Genomic DNA, 19235 nt, shown 5'->3' with positions numbered 1-19235 from the left:
TATTGAGCTTACTTAGCGTTATTGACAATCAAGTCGATCATCGTATTAATCACGCGATCGCTCTCCATAGGTAAAATCTCTTTACCATGCAACACATCCTGAACAATATGAAAATGCACTAATGACCCTAATAAAATCCTGGCCACTGCTTCTGGATCGTTAATTTTCAGTTCAGGATGACTAGCAACGTATTGAGTCAGGGTTTCGACCACTGGTTTAATCATAGCGCGCACACAAATCTGCGCTAACTCTGGAAAACGTCCAGATTCGCCAATTAACACCCGCATCAATGCTCGATGTTCTTGGTCTGCTACCATGTGCTCTAAGGCTTTGGTTCCTAACTGGCGTAATACAATTGTTGGTTCACCCTGGAGAGGTTCTGTACCAAATATAGAGTTAAACTTTTGCCGTGATAAATGCTCAAGTAATACTTTAAATAGTTCTTCTTTATCCTGAAAGTGGCTATAGACTGTGGCTTTAGACACCCCCGCAGCAACAGCCACTTTATCCATACTTGTACCAGCATAGCCATGCTTAAGGAACTCCTGCATTGCCCCTTGCAGAATTTGTTCCACTTTCTCAACTGAACTCTCGCGTTCTACTTCGTCAACTTTTGTGCGTGCCATTTGTGAATCAACTTTGCTTATAAATTATTTTACTGGGGATTGGGGACTGGGGAACTCGGGGCCCCCTCTGGGGATAAGGGGTAATGGGGACTGGGGACTGGGGATTGGGGATTGGGTAATGGGTAATGGGTAATGGGGATTGGGTAATGGGTAATGGGAGAGGAGGAAGATAAGGGGATGAAGAGAAAATAACCAACACCAATGACCAATGACCAATGACCAATGACAAATACCACTTGACTAAACTACTCGGTTTAGTTTAGCATAATTTTGAACTGGACGGTTTAGTTTAATTGCCGCCAGCAAGAGGGGAATACTATGGCGCAAAACTGGAATTTAACGGGTTTTCGAGCTTCCCAAACTTTTTTGAAGTCACCTGCAACCATAGCGATAATTACAGCTTTAGTTACAGCAGGAGCTAGCGTTTATACGGTAACTAAGTTCCAAGCTGATTCTGCGAAAAAGCCAGAAGTAGCAGCAGCTATGCAGCCAGTAGTAAAAACTGTAACTGCCTTGGGACGGCTGGAACCGAATGGTGAGGTGATTAAACTATCTGCACCGACGGCTAATGAAGGAAATCGCGTAGAGCAGTTGTTGGTGAAAGAAGGCGATCGCATCAAAGCTGGACAAGTAATTGCAATTATGGATAGTCGCGATCGCTTACAGGCGAGTTTGGATGAAGCGCAAAGACAAGTAGAAGTCGCTAAATCCCGTCTGGCGCAGGTAAAAGCTGGAGCAAAACAGGGAGAAATAGCAGCGCGTCAAGCTACTATCAACCGTCTGCAAGTTGAACTAGCCGGAAGTATAAAAACGCAACAAGCCACAATTAATCGTTTAGAAGCAGAACTGCAAGGACAACAGCAAAGTTTGCAAGCAACAGTTGCACGTGTCGCGGCTGAGAAAAGCAACGCGCAAGCTGATGTGCAACGCTATGAGAGTTTATATAAAGAAGGTGCAATTTCTAGTCAAGAAGTAGATCGCCGCAGATTAAGTGCTGAAACTTCCACCCAGCAATTTATCGAAAGCCAAGCTACCAAAGCCAGAACTGTCGCCACCCTAGAACAACAAATCAACGAAGCTAAAGCCAACCGCGATAAAACTATCGCCACCTTAGAACAGCAAATTAGTGAAGCCAAAGCTACCCTCAACCAAACTGCAGAAGTTCGTCCCACAGATGTAGCTAACGCGCAAGCCGAGGTAAACAGCGCCCAAGCTGCTGTCGAGAAAATTAGAGCGCAACTCAATCAAGCATATATTCGCGCTCCCAAAGCTGGACAAATTCTCAAAATTAATAGCCGTGCTGGTGAAACTGTTGGTAATGATGGCATTGTGGAACTAGGCCAAACCGATCAGATGTATGCAGTTGCAGAAGTATACCAAAGTGATATTCATAAAGTCCGGCCTGGTCAAAAAGTCAAAGTCAGCAGCGATTCTCTTCCTGGCGAATTACAAGGAACCGTTGATTGGCTCGGAATGCAGATACAACGGCAAAATGTGATTAATGCCGATCCTTCCAGTAATATTGACGCAAGAATAGTAGAAGTTCATGTGCGCCTAGATCAAGCATCCAGCGTTAAAGCAGCTCAGTTTACCAATTTGCAAGTTAAGGCGGTGATTGAGCAATGATTGGATTTATCTCTCAACTCCAACGACGCACACCTTTAGGATGGTTGCAATTAAGTCATCAAAGAAGCCGTTTATTAGTTGCACTCTCAGGTATTGCCTTTGCAGATGTTCTCATGTTTATGCAACTGGGATTTCAGACTGCATTGTATGAGAGTAACACCAGATTGCACCGCAGTATGCAAGCTGACATTGTGCTTGTCAGTCCCCAAGCACGGAACTTGGCGAATATGTCCAGCTTTACCAGACGGCGACTGTATCAAGCAATGGACTTCCCAGGGGTAAAGTCAGCTGAAGGTATGTATATTAATTTTGGCGATTGGAAGAATCCCCAAACCAAGAAAAAGACAGCGGTGCTAGTGATGGGATTTAACCCTGACAAGCAAGTATTAGACTTACCAGAAGTCAACCGCCAAAAAGATATTGTCAAGCTACCAGATACCATGCTTTTCGATCGCGCCTCTAGAGGAGATTATCAAAAGGCGATCGCTCAAATTAATAGCGGAAAACCTGTCACCACAGAAATCGACCGCCGCACAATTAGCATTAACGGCTTATTTTCCGTCGGTGCATCCTTTATTGCCGATGGTACATTAATTACTAGCGACCAGAACTTTCTACGAGTATTTCCTAGACGGGATGCTAGCAGCCTCAGCATTGGTTTAATTCAACTGCAACCAGGTTATGACCCCAAGCAAACTGCTACAGCCTTAAAATCTCATCTGGGTGAAGATGTCAAAGTTTTAACTAAAGCAGAATTTATCGAATTTGAAAAAGAATACTGGAAAACCAACACTGCGATCGGCTTTATCTTCAGCCTCGGCGTATCGATGGGATTCATGGTTGGCGTGATCATCGTTTATCAAGTTCTCTCCACAGATGTCAACGCCCACATGAAAGAATACGCCACCTTCAAAGCGATGGGTTACAACAACCTCTACTTATTAGGTATCGTCTTTGAAGAAGCGATAATTATGGCAATATTAGGCTTTCTACCTGGTTTCGGCGTTTCTATAGGACTATATGCACTCACACGCAACGCCACAAATTTACCTTTATATATGACCTTAGCCAGAGCCATCCAAGTACAAGTACTTACCATCATTATGTGCATGATTTCCGGTGCGATCGCCACACGCAAAGTTCAATCTGCTGACCCCGCAGATATGTTTTAATCATTAGTCATTAGTCATTTGTCATTTGTCATTTGGTAATGGGTAATTGGTAATTGGTAATGAGACATTTATTATTTCTCCCTCATCCCCCTCATCTCCCCCTACTTCCTCATCTCCTTCATCCCCTGCTATGAATCCAGTAATCTCTATCCAAAATCTCGACCACTACTTTGGTCAAGGTCAACTGAAAAAGCAAGTTTTGTTTGATATCAATTTAGAAATCAATGCTGGCGAAATTATCATCATGACTGGGCCTTCGGGTTCTGGTAAAACCACCTTACTAACCTTAGTAGGAGGCTTGCGTTCTGCTCAGTCTGGTAGTTTGCAAATATTGGGAAGGGAACTCTGCGGTGCAAATGCAGCACAACTTACCGAAGCTAGACGCAGCCACGGCTATATTTTCCAAGCACATAACTTGCATGGAAGTTTGACAGCGCTTCAGAATGTGAGAATGGGATTAGAACTGCATCAAGATATTTCACCCCAGGAAATGAAACAGCGCTCGGCTGAAATGCTAGAGCAGGTAGGATTAGAACAGCGCCTCAATTACTATCCTGATGATTTATCAGGGGGACAAAAACAACGGGTAGCGATCGCACGTGCTTTGGTCAGTCGTCCTAAAATTGTGCTAGCGGATGAACCAACGGCGGCGCTTGATAGTAAATCTGGGCGAGATGTGGTTAACCTCATGCAACAATTAGCCAAGGAACAAGGCTGTACAATCTTGATGGTGACTCATGACAACCGGATTTTAGACATAGCCGATCGCATCGTTCACATGGAAGATGGTAAGCTAGCACAGGATCGGGTTGTAACCGTAGCAGTATAAGATTTACATAAATAAATCGGTGGAAATCAACCCAAATATGTTACGAAACGTAAATAGGCTTGAAACTATTACAAATGACCAATGACTAATTTTCTGAAGCTGCTATCTTTTCTCTTCATCAGAGCGATCGCACAATTCTTTTAAAGCTAGCAGTTAAGTCATACAGCATACTACAAAGTAGTGATATCCTGATTTAGGACACAAAATTGTTGTGTCCTAGCATTTTGTAATTAATGCATCTAAAAATTGTTGTATTACCATTTGTAATCAAATTCAACTTTTATTTATAGATAAAAGCCCAAAAAATTTGCATTTATCAATAGAAATTAATCTGGTCAATTACATAGCTTAAAAATCCCTAACACTCAATTAACCTGCTAATTATTGCCATTTAATTATTTATATATCTAGTATAATTATTTTTACAAATATCATTGATTAATTAATAATTAATCAATAAAAAAATCAATAAAAATCCAATTTTTTGCGTATTTTCCTCAGCTTTGCGTACTTATACTGATGGCAAGTGAAAATACTGTAAATAAACTATTATTATTTAATTTTATGCCATATTAGTAATTGTAGTTATTGTTTATCAAGCAGTTATAAGAAATAGCTGCTCAAAATATAAGTTAGTTTATGTCAGCAAAAAAACAACCTTTTTTTAAATCACCACTGTTAGGAATAGCATTGATAATTTCATCATCTATTATTCCTATATCCATAACACCAGTGATGGCAGGAGTAACCTTTAAACCTCCAGGAGCGCAAGCACCTCAACGCTCATCTGGGGGAGGCTCAAGGAATGATAATATTTGTGGATTTGGAACGAAAGTCTCTAATAGTGCATCGGTAACACCGTTAATGCCCAATTCTAATATTGGCTTTACTGTTGCAGATCGTCCCACAATATTTGTCTACCTTCCAGCTAGTAAAGCGCAAAAAGCATTGTTTACGCTCCAAGATGATGGCTCGAAAACTTATTATCAGACAGCCTTAACTTTGCCCGAAAAACCGGGAGTGATGGAAGTAAAACTGCCAACTTCTGTACCAGCGCTGAAGACAGGCAAAAATTATAAATGGTCTTTAGTCATGATTTGCACTGAAGAGCTAGACACAGATAGTCCTTGGGTAGGTGGATGGATTCGCCGTGTAGAAGCTGATCGCAGTTTAACTAGTAAAAATCAAAAACCCATATCATTAGAGCTAATTTCTAAATTAGCTGAAACTGGTATTTGGTATGATTCTCTGTCTATTCTGGCAGAACTCAGGCGATCGCAACCAAATAATCAAGCTTTAACTAATGCTTGGCAAGACCTTTTAAAATCAGTTAATTTAAATGTGATTGCCAACGAACCACTCGTTAATTAATTAACTAATAGTAACTAAAGCTAAGGTGGGGAGTAAACAGTAATTAAATTATTCCCCACTTTCTAATTTTATAAAATTATTAATTATTAATTTAAAATGGGCTTATTGTTGAAAGCATTATTCGCAAATTTATTGAGGATAGGTTCAATTAGAACCATTTTTAAGCATTGGCGCTTTGTATTGATAACTGCTCCTAGCGTCAGCATATTGGTGATTGCTGGGGGTATGACAGGTTTATTTCAACTACTGGAATGGAGTACTATGGAGCAGTTTTTTGCTCTACGACCTCTAGAAGCACGAGATAAGCGTATCCTCATTGTCACCATTGATGAAAAAGACATTACTCAAGTTGGTAAATGGCCGATTCCTGATGCTGTCTTAGCTCAACTCCTCACAAAACTCAAGGCTCAACAACCAGCAGCTATTGGTATGGATATTTATCGAGATTTGCCAGTAGAACCAGGGTATCAAGAATTAGTCGCAGTGATGAAATCTACACCTACCTTAATTGGTGTCAAAAAACTCGCAGGGGATAGTGTAGCACCATCACCAACTTTATCTGCACAAGGGCAAATTGCGCTTTCTGATTTTGTGTTGGATACAGATGGTAAAGTCAGACGGGGTTTGCTTTCGGCTGGCGATCGCAACGGGGAAATTTTTTTAGGTTTAGCAGCGCGCTTAAGCTTAATTTATCTAGAACCTCAACATATTTCTCTAGAAGCAATAGATCAAACAGAGACTAGCTTGCAATTAGGTAAAGCCATATTCACACCCTTAAAAGGTAAAGAGTTTATTTATCGCGGTGCAGATGTTGGCGGATACCAAATTTTATTGAACTACCGAGGACGTAAAAATCATTTTGATACAGTCAAAATGCGGGATATACTAAATAATTCTGTCTCACAGGAGTTAGTACGCGATCGCATTGTTTTGATTGGTACTACAGCTAAGAGTATCAATGACTTTTTTAACGTTTCTTATAATCCTAAGTTTCAGAATAATGGAGAACCTATGGCAGGGGTTGTAGTTCATGCCAATTTAACTAGCCAAATTTTAAGTGCAGCATTAGATAGTAGACCTCTTATACAAATATGGTCTTCCCATGCAGAATGGCTATGGATTTTATGCTGGTCATTTATCAGTAGTAGTCTGACTTGGCGCTTGTTGCACGTAAAATCTCTTGGTAAGTGGAAATTGCCAGGATTACCTATAGTAGGAATTATATTTGCAATTGCGACTCTTTTAGGTAGCAGCTATTTAGCTTTTTTAGCAGGTTGGTGGATTCCTAGCATTTCACCGTTACTAGCTGTCCTTATCTGTGGAATTGTCATCACTAATTTTTATAAACAATCACAACTAGAAAAAGCGAATGAGGAATTACAGGAGTACTCTTATACGTTAGAGCAAAAAGTCAGCGATCGCACTAAAGAATTAGAAATTGCTAAAATTGCTGCTGATGTTGCCAACCAAGCTAAAAGCGAATTTTTAGCTAATATGAGCCATGAACTGCGGACACCTTTAAATGGAATTTTAGGGTACGCACAAATCCTCGAACGTTCTGAAAAAATAGCGCCATCAGAACTAGATGGTATCAAAATTATTCATCAATGCGGTTCTCACCTACTCACTCTCATCAATGATATTTTAGACCTGTCGAAAATTGAAGCTCGAAAACTAGAACTACACAAAACAAACTTTGATTTCTCTTTCTTTTTGATTGGAGTAGTAGAAATCTGCCGCATACGTGCTCAACAAAAAGGTATCTCATTTATTGATCAATTAGATCCTCAACTTCCTTTAGGAATCAATGCTGATGAAAAACGGTTACGGCAAGTTTTAATTAATTTACTTGGTAATGCCATTAAATTTACTGATATTGGTAGTGTAACTTTTAAGGTAGAAGTATTACAAATAGAAAATAATCCTGAAAATATATTAAGTAAAATTCGCTTTAAAATTGAAGATACAGGTGTAGGGATGACACCCGAACAGCTAGAAAAGATTTTTTTACCTTTTGAGCAAGTAGGAGATAAACATAAACAAGTAGAAGGTACAGGATTAGGATTAGCCATTAGCTGCAAACTAGCTGAATTAATGGGTAGCCAAATTAATGTCACTAGCACTTTATCAGTTGGTAGTAAATTTTGGTTCGATGTGAATCTAGAAGTGATTGAAGTAGCCACCAATACTGCTACTATATCTCCCAAGAAAAAAATTGTCGGTATTCAAAATAAACAACCAAAAATCTTAATTGTAGATGACCAACTTGAAAATCGTTCTGTTATTATCAATCTCCTGCAACCAATAGGATTCACTTGCTGGGAAGCTACTAATGGAAAAGAAGGTTTAGAAACAGCCATAGAGAGTCAGCCAGACTTAATTATCACTGATTTAAAAATGCCAATTACGGACGGTTTTGAAATGATGCATAATTTAAGAAATTTGCATCAGTTTAAAAATCTGCCAATTATAGTTTCTTCAGCCAGTGTATTTGAAAATGACCAAATAAAAAGTTTAGCTGTGGGAGGTAATGAGTTTTTAGCCAAACCCTTTGAGATAGATGAAATTTTTAAAATTTTAGAAAAATATTTACAACTGACTTGGATTTATCAAGAAGATAGCGCCTTAGAACTAGATTCTGAAAATCAAACAGAGCAAGTAATCATTGCACCTCCTGCAACTGAACTAGATCAGCTGTTTGATTTAGCAATGAGAGGGAATATTCCTAGTATACAAATATTATTGAATGAGCTTGAAGCTGCAGATCAAAAATTTGCACCTTTTTGTCACAAAATTAGACAACTTGCTGATAACTTTCAAACCAAACCTATTCGGGCAATTATTAAATCTTATCAGGATATAAGTTTATGAAAAATATTAATGTTGAACAAGCAACTATTATGATTGTTGATGACAATCAAACCAATCTCAAAGTATTATGTAATGCTATCTCTAATTATGGCTGGGAAATTTTGACTGCCATTGATGGTCAAAGTGCTATTGAACAAGCTGAATATGCCCAACCAGATTTGATTTTATTAGATGTAATGATGCCAGGTCTTGATGGATTTAACACCTGCCAAATCCTCAAAAAAAATCCTGCAACTCATGATATACCAATAATTTTTTTGACCGCTCTATCAGACAAATTTGATAAGGTGCAAGGGCTTTTAATTGGAGGTGTAGATTATATTACTAAACCTTTTCAAAAAGAAGAGGTTTTAGCCAGAATTCACGTCCATTTAAAGATTCGATTTTTAACAAAACAACTAGAATTACAGAATCAACAGTTAGAGCAGCGGATAGAAGAACGTACCACCAAGCTTTTGCAAGCACTGGATGAATTAAAGCAATCTCAACTCCAATTAGTGCAGAACGAAAAATTGTCTACTCTTGGTCAATTAGTTGCTGGTGTAGCTCATGAAATTAACAATCCCCTCACCTCTTTAACAGGTAACTTGCATTTTATTGGCAATTATATCGATGACTTAGTTAACCACTTGCAACTTTATCGTCAACACTATTCAGATCCACCTACGAATATTGTTAAAGATGCCAAGATGATAGATTTAGAGCAAATTATCAAAGATTTGCCTGCACTGCTTTCATATATGAATATCGGTGTAGAACGCATCAGCGACATTAGCACTAGTTTACGTACTTTTTCCCGTACAGATACATCTCATCAAGTAGATTTTGATATTCACGAAGGTATTGATAGTACTTTGCTAATTTTGCAGCATCGTCTGAAGGCAAGTAATAAGCGATCGCAAATATTAGTGATAAAAAATTATGGAAATATCCCTTTGTTTAAATGCTATCCTGGGCAAATTAGCCAAGTGTTTATGAATATAATTTCTAACTCTATTGACGCTTTTGATGAAAAAAATGAAAAATTACCTATTCCAGAAAATGTTGGATATGAAATTGTGATTGAAACCCGACTTAATCGGGATGAAAATTTGCTCACTATCACCTTTGCGGATAATGCTTCTGGGATTGCTCCGGAACTTATAGAGCAAGTATTTAACCAATTTTTTACTACTAAATCAATTGGTAAAGGTACTGGACTAGGTTTATCTATTAGTAAACAGATTATTGAAGAAAAACACCAAGGAAAAATCCAATGTTTTTCAGTATTAGGAGAAGGCACAAGATTTGTCATTGAAATCCCTGTATAAGCATGAAATCCTGGGATCTGAGGAGTAAAATTGAGCCTTTGAACAAACCTATAGTGAAATAAAACAAGGATTTTAGGGAACAGTAGAAAATAGGTTTCTATTGCTTGTCACTATGGGAATGTAAATTTATGCACAAAAATCAACAGATCATTGGCTCTTTTGCTTATACAATGAATTTAGGATTGCTGACATTATTTGTCGTCACAGCTAGCATTCCAGCCCTAGCAAATATCAATTTGCACTCAGAAATTCAGGATGGGAAAATCACTACAAGCTCAGTCTTAAATCCCAATTCCCTACTGGAACAAGGTAGAATTCAGTTTGCCGCAGGACGCTTTACCGAAGCAGCGAAACTTTGGGAAGCTGCATCTGTTGCTTTTGCAGAACAAGGTGACACTATCAACCAAGCTTGGAGTTTGAGTTATCTATCTTTAGCTTTACAAAACTTGGGAGATTGGCAAAAGGCGGAAGTTTCAATTACTAACAGTCTCAATCTGCTGCAACGCCTGAACACCAAAAATCAAAATAATGCTGCAATTTGGGCAGTAGCTTTTAATACTCTAGGAAATCTCCAACTTACCAAAGGACAAGGAGAAGCAGCTTTACAAGCTTGGCAAGATGCAGAAAAAAATTATGCTCAAGCTGGTGATGATGCAGGTAAATTAGGTAGTCAAATTAACCAAGCGCAGGCACTACAGGCTTTAGGATTTTATCGCAGAGCGCAGAAGTTGTTAATAGCTATCAATCAAAAGCTGCAAAATCAGCCAGATTCCATCATCAAAGCTAAAGCATTGCAAAGCTTGGGAGTTGTTTTGCAACAGGTGGGAAATTTACAGCAATCCCAGGAAATTTTAAAGCAAAGTTTAGCAATTAGCACTCGCCTGAACTCTACAGACAATATCGGCGATGTTCTTTTTAGCTTGGGAAATACAGCTAGAGATTTACAACAAACTGCAGAGGCTTTAGATTATTATCAACAAGTGCTAGCTAAGGCAACTAATCCCCAACTACACCTAGAAGCACAACTCAATCAACTCAGCCTGTATTTAGATAATGCACAAGTACAAGCGGCTAATGCTTTATTACCTGAAATTAAATCACAATTAGAGAATCTGCCGCCTAGCCGGATGTCTATCTATGCCACAGTTAACTTTGCGCGTAGTTTGGCTAAGTTGACAAAATCGGCTGGAGACAATCAAGATTTAGCTAAAGAAGCTGCAGTAACTTTAGCACGTGCCATACAACAAGCCGACAGTTTGAAAGACTTACGTGCTCAAGCTTATGCCTTAAATGAATTAGGAAAATTATACTTTGAGCAGCAGCAGTTATCTGAGGCTTTACAACTGACCCAAAAAGCATTGACAATCGCTCAAGAAATTAATGCGGCGGACATTGCTTATCAAGCTTCCTGGCAAGTTGGGCGCATTCTCAAAATTAAAGGTAACACTGAAGGTGCGATCGCAGCTTATAATTTCTCCGTCAAAACCCTCAAGTCTCTGCGTAGCGACTTAGTGGCGATTAATCGTGATGTCCAGTTCTCCTTTCAAGAGAGTGTGGAACCAGTGTATCGGGAGTTCGTTGATTTATTACTCCAATTTCACCCCAGCCAGAAAAACTTAAAGCAAGCGCGAGAAACTATCGAAGGGCTACAACTCGCTGAATTAGACAATTTCTTCCATGAAGCTTGTTTAAATGGTAAACCAGAGCAAATCGACAAAATTGATAAAAATGCAGCTGTTATCTATCCGATTATTTTAGGCGATCGCTTAGAAGTTATTGTCTCGATTTCCGGGCAACCCTTAATTAATTACAAAACAGACATCTCAAAAGCGGAAATAGAAAAGACTATCAAACAGATGCGTCAATCTCTCAACCCGGCTTTTTCGCAAGAGAATGCTTTATCTGTTTCCCAAAAATTCTACGACTTACTTATCCGTCCCGCCGAATCGCAGTTAGCCAATAGTAAAATCAAAACTTTGACCTTTGTTTTAGATGGTTCCTTGCGAAATTTACCAATGGCGGCTTTGTATGATGGCAAAAATTATTTAGTAGAGAAATATAGCTTGGCTTTATCGCCAGGAATGCAATTATTACAAGCCCACTCACTCAAGCGAGATAATATTAAAGTGATTACAGCCGCACTCAGCGAAGCACGCCAAGGGTTTAAAGCTTTACCAGCTGTTAAATCAGAAGTCACAGAAATTAGCGCTGAAATTTCTTCACAGCTACTTTTAAATGAAAAATTTACCGACGCTAACCTGCAAACAGCTATCAAATCAATTCCTTTTTCTGTATTGCATCTCGCTACTCATGGTCAGTTTAGCAGTAAGTCAGATGATACTTTTATACTTAGCTGGGATGGCAAGATTAACGTTAAGGAATTAAGTGAGTTTCTCAAATCCAGAAACGAGGTTAATTCTACACCGGTAGAATTAATGGTTCTCAGTGCTTGTCAAACAGCAAAAGGAGACAATCGCGCAATATTAGGTTTAGCTGGAGTAGCAGTACGTTCTGGCGCGCGTAGTACTATAGCTACCTTGTGGGCAGTACAAGACGAGTCTACAGCTAAATTTATGGTTGAGTTTTATAAACATCTCAAAAAACCTGGAATTGGTAAAGCAGAAGCTTTGCGACAAACTCAATTGATTTTTTTACAAGATGCTAATTTTCAGCACCCCTATTATTGGTCAGCGTTTGTGTTGGTAGGAAATTGGCTATAACTGGCTTACAGTCCTTTGGGTAATTTCAATCAAGTTAATAGCTAACTGATACCATTTTTTGAAAATGGTATTAAATGGCATGAGCAGATGAATTTTATTGTTTGATGACCGAGACAATTTTGGATTTTAGATTTTAGATTTTAGATTAAATCTAAAAATAAAATCCAAAAAACGGTTTCAAGCCTACGCCAGTTGCCTTATGTCGGGAAACCCGCCCACCGCACTGGCTCACGCCACTTCTCTCAAGTCGGGAAACCCGCCCACGAGAGTGGCTCCTCCGTTGACGGAGAAAGAGCAAAAAAATCATTCAATACTTAAGCCTCTTCTTTATAAGGAGAGGTCAATCCAAAAGACGCTCGCGGACTCGCTAACGCTGCGCTATCGTAAATCCAAAATCTAAAATTGGGTGACTTACGCAAATGTCATATTTTTTTCGTTGAGGTTTGTCTAGGGGAGCCAGTCACGTGCGGAGGTTCCCTCCGTTGAGTGAACTGGCGTTCAAATGTCAAGAGTCCAAAAAACCTAAATTTTTGACCCTGGACATTTGTACAGACGCGATTAATCGCGTCTGTTGCAAATCTTATGCCAGACAATCACTGTGTCAGTTGCGTAAGTCCTGTGTTTATCCAAATAGCTGTTTTTAATTATCAGTATTTTCACTAAAATAAAATTATAAATTCTGATTTCACAGGAAAAAAATCAGAAAACTTAAGTATTTATAGCGTAGCTAATGACTGTAAAAGATATATTTAGAAAAGCAATTAACAATTATAGATAAGTAAGATATGGTATTTTTATAAAATTAGCTAATAAATTACAATTTTTAAAGATATTACGACTGGATAGCCAATAAAAATTTATCCATAATTAATATGACTTTATAGCAAATAAATTAATCATGTATGTTTTTGGAGTTATCTTGTAAATTAATTATTACTTTTGATTTACAGAGAATTACGATTATGTCATCCCAAAAGCAGAAAAATCACAAATGTATTAAAACTAATAATTTTCCTCAATTAATAACGCTAGCGCTAGCATCAACTACTATCATCACTTATACCTTACCAGCCCAAGCATTGACATTTAACTTTACATACGATGCAGGTGTGACTTATCAGCAAAAAACTGCTTTTGAATTTGCAGGAAGATACTGGGCTGATTACCTAAGTGATGATGCTACTGTGAACATTCACGTTGATTTTGCTTCTTCGAGTAAATTGCCAAAAGGGATGCTTGGTGGCTCTATTCCAGCGTTTGTAAATAATGTGAGCTATAATTCTTTTTGGAATGCATTGAATAATGACCGCCAATCTCAATTTGATTACACTGCTGTCAGCAATTTATCTTCCAGTACACAATGGCAGTCTATTTTTCAAAATCTACAGCAAGAAACACTCACGCTTTCTAATAACACAATTAATTTAACTCAAGCCAACGCCAAAGCATTAAATTTAATTGATAAAAATAGCACTGCCTTAGATGGGGTGATCGTTTTAAATGAGCTAGATAATACTGGTTATGGATGGGCAAACAGCGGTTACACCAGCACTAGTGTCAATAGCTGGTACACTAAAGCATTTGACCTCTACAGTGTTGCTGTTCACGAAATCGCACATATCTTAGGATTTGTTAGTAGTCTCGATGGCATTAATGCTAAGAACTACAATGATTTAGATTTACGTAAAAAACTGTTTACTCCCTTTGATTTATTCCGTTATTCTGACTCTAGCAAAACTCAAGGTTTATCAGATTTGAGTAACGGTAATGCTAGTTACTTCTCTATTGATGGTGGTATGAGCAGCATAGGTTATTTATCTACTGGTCAGGATACTAGTATTAAGGGCGATGGCTTTCAAGGCAGCCATTGGAAAAATTACACTAATAGTATTGGTGTGATGGCACCAGCTTTGCGTGTCGGTGCTGTGCGTGAAGCCGATGAACGAGACCTCAATGTTTTAGATGTGATTGGTTGGAACAGAAAATCTAGGATTTATTCTAGTAACTATTACACATTAGATTCACAAATCCAATATGCTAATATTTTGGCTAATCAAACATTAAATTCACAAGCTCAATCTGCTGCATATTGGATTCAAGAAATTAACCGTAATTTCGATATTACGAATATGTTAAATCTAAATCGTTGGGGTGGTGCTAGCACCACTAGTACTTTAAATCAAACACAAGACCTAGTCGATATTCTCGCTCAAGAAGGTGTTTTTGAAATGGGTGGTTTTTGGGACACTGTCGATGAGCAAGAGAATGTTACTTCTGTTCCGGAACCAGCCAATAATGCTGGATTAATCGGTATTGGCTTATTAGGCTTAATTGGTTTGAAATTGAAAAAGTTTTCTCGCCATTATCTCAATTCTATATAGAGCCTGTTCCCATCCCTCTGCAATCCTTAGCAGCGCTAGGATACCAGCAGGGGTGTTTTATGTGACTTGGGATTACTAGCGATTAGTTAGCTAATTTTTTTGTAAATAATTTCTGGTTAGTTAAGCAAAATTTTTGGGAACCCTAAAAATGTCACCTCTAAGAATAGTAGCCCTACACTAACCAGATGTTTAAAATTTCAGAAAGTACAAGTTTATTATTGATACTCAATAAAACTAAACAGCCACTTTTAATTTTATTTTACATTTTATATTTATTAATTATTAATCAATTAAAGGGATTTGCACAAATTATCCCAGATAATAACCTGTCATCAAATTCAATAACTGTTACTTCAGGAAATGTAATTGAAATTCAAGGTGGAACTCAAGTCGGTAATAACCTTTTTCATAGCTTTGAGCAATTTTCTGTCAACACAGGCAATACGGCTTTTTTTAATAATCCTTTAGAAGTTAATAATATTATTACTCGAGTCACAGGCAGTTCGATTTCTCAAATTGATGGCTTAATTCGTACTAATGGCCTAGCAAATTTATTTTTAATTAACCCTAATGGTATTATTTTTGGTACGAATGCTAGCTTAAACATTGGTGGTTCTTTTTTTGCAAGTACAGCGAATAGCATTAAATTTTCTGATGGCAGTATTTATAGTGCAGTTAATCCGCAACAACAAACTTTATTAACTATCAATACTCCTCTTGGCTTGCAGTATGGAGTAAATCCGGGAAATATCACTGTACAAGGGCCAGGTAATCAATTATTTGTGAATGAGTTTTTTGCCACTTCTCGAGAAAATCGACCTGTAGGATTAGAGGTAAAAGCTGGTAATACTCTGGCATTAGTTGGCGGTAATGTTGATTTAAAAGGTGGGAATTTAACAGCAGGGCAAGGTAGAGTGGAAGTTGGCGCTGTTAAAGATAGTTTCGTTACCATTAATTACAATAATCCTGGCTTAACTTTAAACTATGAGGGAGTGAATAATTTTGCAGATATTAATCTCAATGCGGCTGCTTCAATAGATGTGAGTGGTGATGGTAGCGGTCATGTTCAAGTTATCGGTAGAAATATTAATTTAACTGATGGTTCGGCAATTTTAGCCAATACTGAACATGATTTAAATGGAGGGAGTATCAAGATTAAAGCTGCAGAATTACTCAATGTCAGTGGGTTTAATAGTCGTCCTGATTTTTCAACAATTATCTCTACCGATGTGTCTCCAGAAGCTAGCGGTAATGGTGGTAGCATTGATATTGCTGCTCAGAAATTAACTGCAACTGATAGTGGACAAATTAGTAGTACAACCTTTGGGTTGGGAACTGGGGGAACAGTTAATATTCAAGCAGAAGATATAGAACTAGCTTTCGGTGGATTGGGGCCTAGTGGGATATTCGCTAGTACTGATTCTGGTGGTGGTAATGCGGGAAAAATTGCGATCGCAACTAATAATCTACTAGTTACTGATGGCGCGCAAATATCAACTACTAGTTGGTCTGGCAAAGGTAATGCTGGGGAAATCCAGATTACTGCGAAAAAAGCACAATTTATCGGTACTGCTTTGGGAAAATATCCTAGTGGGTTATTAGCTAGTACTTATTCTGATGGTAATGGCGGTAATATTTTCCTTAATGCTGATAGCTTAGAAGTTAAAAATGGGGCACAAATTCAAAATAGTGCATTTGCTGCTGGTAATGCAGGGCAATTAGAAATTACATCTAAAAATATAGAATTAAGTGGTACAGATTCCGGCACACTTGCTAGTGGTTTACTTGCCAATGTTGAAAAAGGTGCAACAGGTAATGGAGGTTTGTTAAAAGTTACAACTGGGAATTTGAATTTATTTGATGGTGCGACGATAGTTGCTAAAACTGCTGGCTCAGGAAATGCTGGGAAGATAGAAATTGTAGCTAAAAATATAGAAATTAAAGGAACATCTAATAATCCACTGCCGACAATAATTGCCGCAAATGTTCAAAGTCAGGCGACAGGTGCAGGGGGTGAATTAAATATTAATACTGAAACTCTATATTTAAGTAATGGTGGACAAATTGCAACTAGCACATTTGGTACAGGTAATGCCGGCGTTTTAACCATTCAAGCTCATGATATAAATTTAAGTGGTTTTATTTCTGGTGGTAGTAGTGGTTTATTTAGTAATGCTGTTACCAATAGTGGTAATGGTGGTCAGTTAAATATCTCAACAGATAAACTGACTATTCAAGATGGTGCAACCATTGCTGCTAGTAACTTTTCTAGTCGTAACCCTAATCTTGCACCAGGAACAGGTTTAGCAGGTGATATTAAAATTGATGCTCGATTAATTGAGCTTTTTGATAACACTACTTCCAATATTAAAAGTAGTATTAATGCTACTACCTTTAATGGTGGTGGTGGCAATATTCAAATAAATACTAAAGAATCTCTAGTTGCTAGAAATAATAGTTTAATTACTGCGGATACCAAAGGTAATGCTAATGGTGGCACCATTAGAGTTAATACTAATTTGCTGTCCTTGAACAGTGGAGCTACCTTGAGTACAAATAGTACAGGATTAGGTCAAGCTGGTGATATTTTTATTAACGCTAATCAAGTCAGAGCAAACCAAGGGTTAATTACTGCTACTGCTACTCAATCAGGTGGTGGCAATATTACTTTAAATAATAATTTTCTCTTTTTGCAGAACAATAGCCTCATTAGTAGCAGCGTTACTGATAGTACGGGAGGCGGAGGTAATCTTTTTATTAATAGTGATTTTATCGTCAGTTACAATAATAGCGATATGAGAGCTAACGCTGTTTTTGGCAATGGGGGTAATATCCAAATTTACACCCAAGGACTTTTTCAAAGTCAAGATAGCGAAATTGATGCAAGTTCTAAATTTGGGATTGATGGTGTAGTCAAAATAACTAACCCAGAAGACGTTCAAAAGATTGCCATTGCAGAATTACCAAAGGATATAGTGGATGTTACTCAGTTAGTAGCTAAAGCTTGTAGTGCTAGTACAACTAATGAGTTTGTCATCATCGGAAAGGGAGGATTACCAGAAAATCCTACTGATATGCTGAGAGGACAAACAGTTTGGACAGATTGGCGGCAATTATCTACAAGCAGTAATAGAAAAAATCAATTAGGAGCAGCAAGCCAAGAAAAGCTGGTTGCAACTTCTCCAAAATCAACACATATTATTGAAGCTCAAGGATGGGTAATTAATCGCGATGGCACTATAGAATTAGTGGCTCATGCGCCAGAGATACCTACTGTAGTACCTGTGAGTTATGTAGCTAAATGTACTGGCTCTTAAATCTTGATCAGCCATTTTTCATACATAAATTGGGCGGGCTATTTGGCCCACCCGACAAGTATTTTTTGGTAACGAACTTCCAGAAATTACATTATCTAATTATGAAAGCGAAGACCATAATTTGATTCTTCCTCCTCTGCATCCTCTGCTCCCTCTGCGAACGTCTATTATCGATTAGCTGAATACGCGATGTTGCAAAGAAGGCATTTGACGGCGGACTTGTTCTAGGCGAGTGGGTCGAATTTCGGCGATCGCAATTCCGGGTTTCTCTCCGGCATCAGCTAAAATCGTACCCCAGGGGTCGATAATCATGGCGTGTCCGTGGGTTTGTCTTCTGGCGTAATGGGTACCTGTTTGGGCAGGAGCAATGACATAACAGGTGTTTTCAATTGCTCTGGCTTGGAGTAATGTTTGCCAATGATCTTTACCAGTAAAGGCTGTAAAGGCAGCCGGGACAAAGATGACATCGGCTCCTTTGTCTGCCAGGTGTCTGTACAATTCTGGGAAGCGGACATCATAGCAAATCGAAAGTCCCAAATTACCCAAGTTTTCGGAAACATACACAGGTGGTAGCTGTGTTCCAGCCATGACTGTGCTTGATTCTTGATAGGTGTTACCATCTGGGACATTCACATCAAATAGATGTACTTTGTAATAGCGAGAAAGTTCTTGACCGTTGGAGTCTACAAGTATGGTTGTGTTATAAAATTTGCCTGTGTGCTCTACGGGAACTGGAAAACTACCGCCCAGAATAGTGACTTGAAAGCGCTGGGCCATTTTTTTCAAGAATATTTCGCTTTCCCGTGCGATCGCTTCTGCTTGTGCAAGTTTGTCTTTTTCTTCCCCCATAAAAGAAAAGTTTTCTGGCAAACTCACCAATTCAGCACCCCGACGCACGGCAAGTTCAATTAATTCTTCTGCCTGTGCTAAGTTTTTGTATAAATCAGGCACACTGGTTAATTGGATAGCAGCTGCTAAATAAGGCTTCATAGATTCCACAAACAGTAAATAT

Annotated in this window: 11 protein-coding genes; 9 read left to right on the top strand and 2 right to left on the bottom strand. The window is 38.4% G+C overall.

Annotated features, from left to right (window positions below; translation table 11 throughout):
* Positions 1-8: 8 nt before the first annotated feature.
* A complete protein-coding gene (locus HG267_RS04855) occupies positions 9-626 on the bottom strand; it encodes a TetR/AcrR family transcriptional regulator (protein ID WP_045870477.1) in 618 nt (205 codons plus the stop codon).
* Positions 627-944: 318 nt separating this feature from the next.
* On the opposite strand from HG267_RS04855, the gene HG267_RS04850 reads away from it, so the two are divergent.
* The 9 genes from HG267_RS04850 to HG267_RS04810 all read left to right on the top strand — a co-directional run bounded on the left by HG267_RS04850 (position 945) and on the right by HG267_RS04810 (position 18223).
* Positions 945-2252, top strand: coding sequence for an ABC exporter membrane fusion protein (locus tag HG267_RS04850; protein WP_045870476.1), 1308 nt, complete (start codon positions 945-947; stop codon positions 2250-2252).
* Positions 2249-3424, top strand: coding sequence for an ABC transporter permease DevC (gene devC / locus HG267_RS04845; protein ID WP_045870475.1), 1176 nt, complete (start codon positions 2249-2251; stop codon positions 3422-3424). Before HG267_RS04850 ends, devC begins: the two co-directional genes overlap by 4 nt.
* Before the next feature lie 130 nt (positions 3425-3554).
* Entirely contained in the window at positions 3555-4253 is a 699-nt protein-coding gene (locus tag HG267_RS04840; protein ID WP_045870474.1) for a DevA family ABC transporter ATP-binding protein, read from the top strand.
* Between the two features lie 639 nt (positions 4254-4892).
* On the top strand, positions 4893-5624 hold the full coding sequence (locus tag HG267_RS04835; protein WP_045870473.1) for a DUF928 domain-containing protein: 732 nt from the start codon (positions 4893-4895) through the stop codon (positions 5622-5624).
* 96 nt (positions 5625-5720) lie between these two features.
* The gene (locus tag HG267_RS04830; RefSeq protein ID WP_081584010.1) at positions 5721-8495 is read left to right on the top strand and encodes a CHASE2 domain-containing protein; all 2775 of its coding nucleotides are present in this window, start codon (positions 5721-5723) and stop codon (positions 8493-8495) included.
* Positions 8492-9805 carry a response regulator gene (locus HG267_RS04825; protein ID WP_045870472.1) on the top strand — a complete coding sequence of 438 codons (1314 nt, stop codon included), beginning with the start codon at positions 8492-8494 and terminating at the stop codon, positions 9803-9805. The genes HG267_RS04830 and HG267_RS04825 overlap by 4 nt, the downstream gene beginning before the upstream one ends.
* A 128-nt stretch (positions 9806-9933) precedes the next feature.
* A complete protein-coding gene (locus tag HG267_RS04820) occupies positions 9934-12525 on the top strand; it encodes a CHAT domain-containing protein (RefSeq protein WP_045870471.1) in 2592 nt (863 codons plus the stop codon).
* A gap of 962 nt (positions 12526-13487) precedes the next feature.
* Positions 13488-14906, top strand: coding sequence for an NF038122 family metalloprotease (locus tag HG267_RS04815; protein WP_155539230.1), 1419 nt, complete (start codon positions 13488-13490; stop codon positions 14904-14906).
* Between the two features lie 185 nt (positions 14907-15091).
* A complete protein-coding gene (locus tag HG267_RS04810; RefSeq protein ID WP_045870469.1) occupies positions 15092-18223 on the top strand; it encodes a filamentous hemagglutinin N-terminal domain-containing protein in 3132 nt (1043 codons plus the stop codon).
* A 174-nt stretch (positions 18224-18397) separates the two neighbouring features.
* On the opposite strand, the gene HG267_RS04805 is transcribed toward HG267_RS04810, so the two are convergent.
* Positions 18398-19213, bottom strand: a complete 816-nt coding sequence (locus HG267_RS04805; protein WP_045870548.1) for a carbon-nitrogen hydrolase family protein — start codon at positions 19211-19213, stop codon at positions 18398-18400.
* Positions 19214-19235 lie beyond the last annotated feature (22 nt).

The organism is Tolypothrix sp. PCC 7601, assembly GCF_025677855.1.
In the GTDB taxonomy this organism is placed as follows: Bacteria; Cyanobacteriota; Cyanobacteriia; order Cyanobacteriales; family Nostocaceae; genus Aulosira; species Aulosira diplosiphon.
This window is presented reverse-complemented; position numbering and strand designations above follow the sequence as displayed.

Coding starts and splice junctions, on each gene's coding strand:
- HG267_RS04825 (WP_045870472.1), top strand. CDS start 8,492: ATGAAAAATATTAATGTTGAACAAGCAACTATTATGATTGTTGATGAC.
- HG267_RS04840 (WP_045870474.1), top strand. CDS start 3,555: ATGAATCCAGTAATCTCTATCCAAAATCTCGACCACTACTTTGGTCAA.
- devC (WP_045870475.1), top strand. CDS start 2,249: ATGATTGGATTTATCTCTCAACTCCAACGACGCACACCTTTAGGATGG.
- HG267_RS04820 (WP_045870471.1), top strand. CDS start 9,934: ATGCACAAAAATCAACAGATCATTGGCTCTTTTGCTTATACAATGAAT.
- HG267_RS04830 (WP_081584010.1), top strand. CDS start 5,721: ATGGGCTTATTGTTGAAAGCATTATTCGCAAATTTATTGAGGATAGGT.
- HG267_RS04810 (WP_045870469.1), top strand. CDS start 15,092: ATGTTTAAAATTTCAGAAAGTACAAGTTTATTATTGATACTCAATAAA.
- HG267_RS04850 (WP_045870476.1), top strand. CDS start 945: ATGGCGCAAAACTGGAATTTAACGGGTTTTCGAGCTTCCCAAACTTTT.
- HG267_RS04805 (WP_045870548.1), bottom strand. CDS start 19,213: ATGAAGCCTTATTTAGCAGCTGCTATCCAATTAACCAGTGTGCCTGAT.
- HG267_RS04815 (WP_155539230.1), top strand. CDS start 13,488: ATGTCATCCCAAAAGCAGAAAAATCACAAATGTATTAAAACTAATAAT.
- HG267_RS04835 (WP_045870473.1), top strand. CDS start 4,893: ATGTCAGCAAAAAAACAACCTTTTTTTAAATCACCACTGTTAGGAATA.
- HG267_RS04855 (WP_045870477.1), bottom strand. CDS start 626: ATGGCACGCACAAAAGTTGACGAAGTAGAACGCGAGAGTTCAGTTGAG.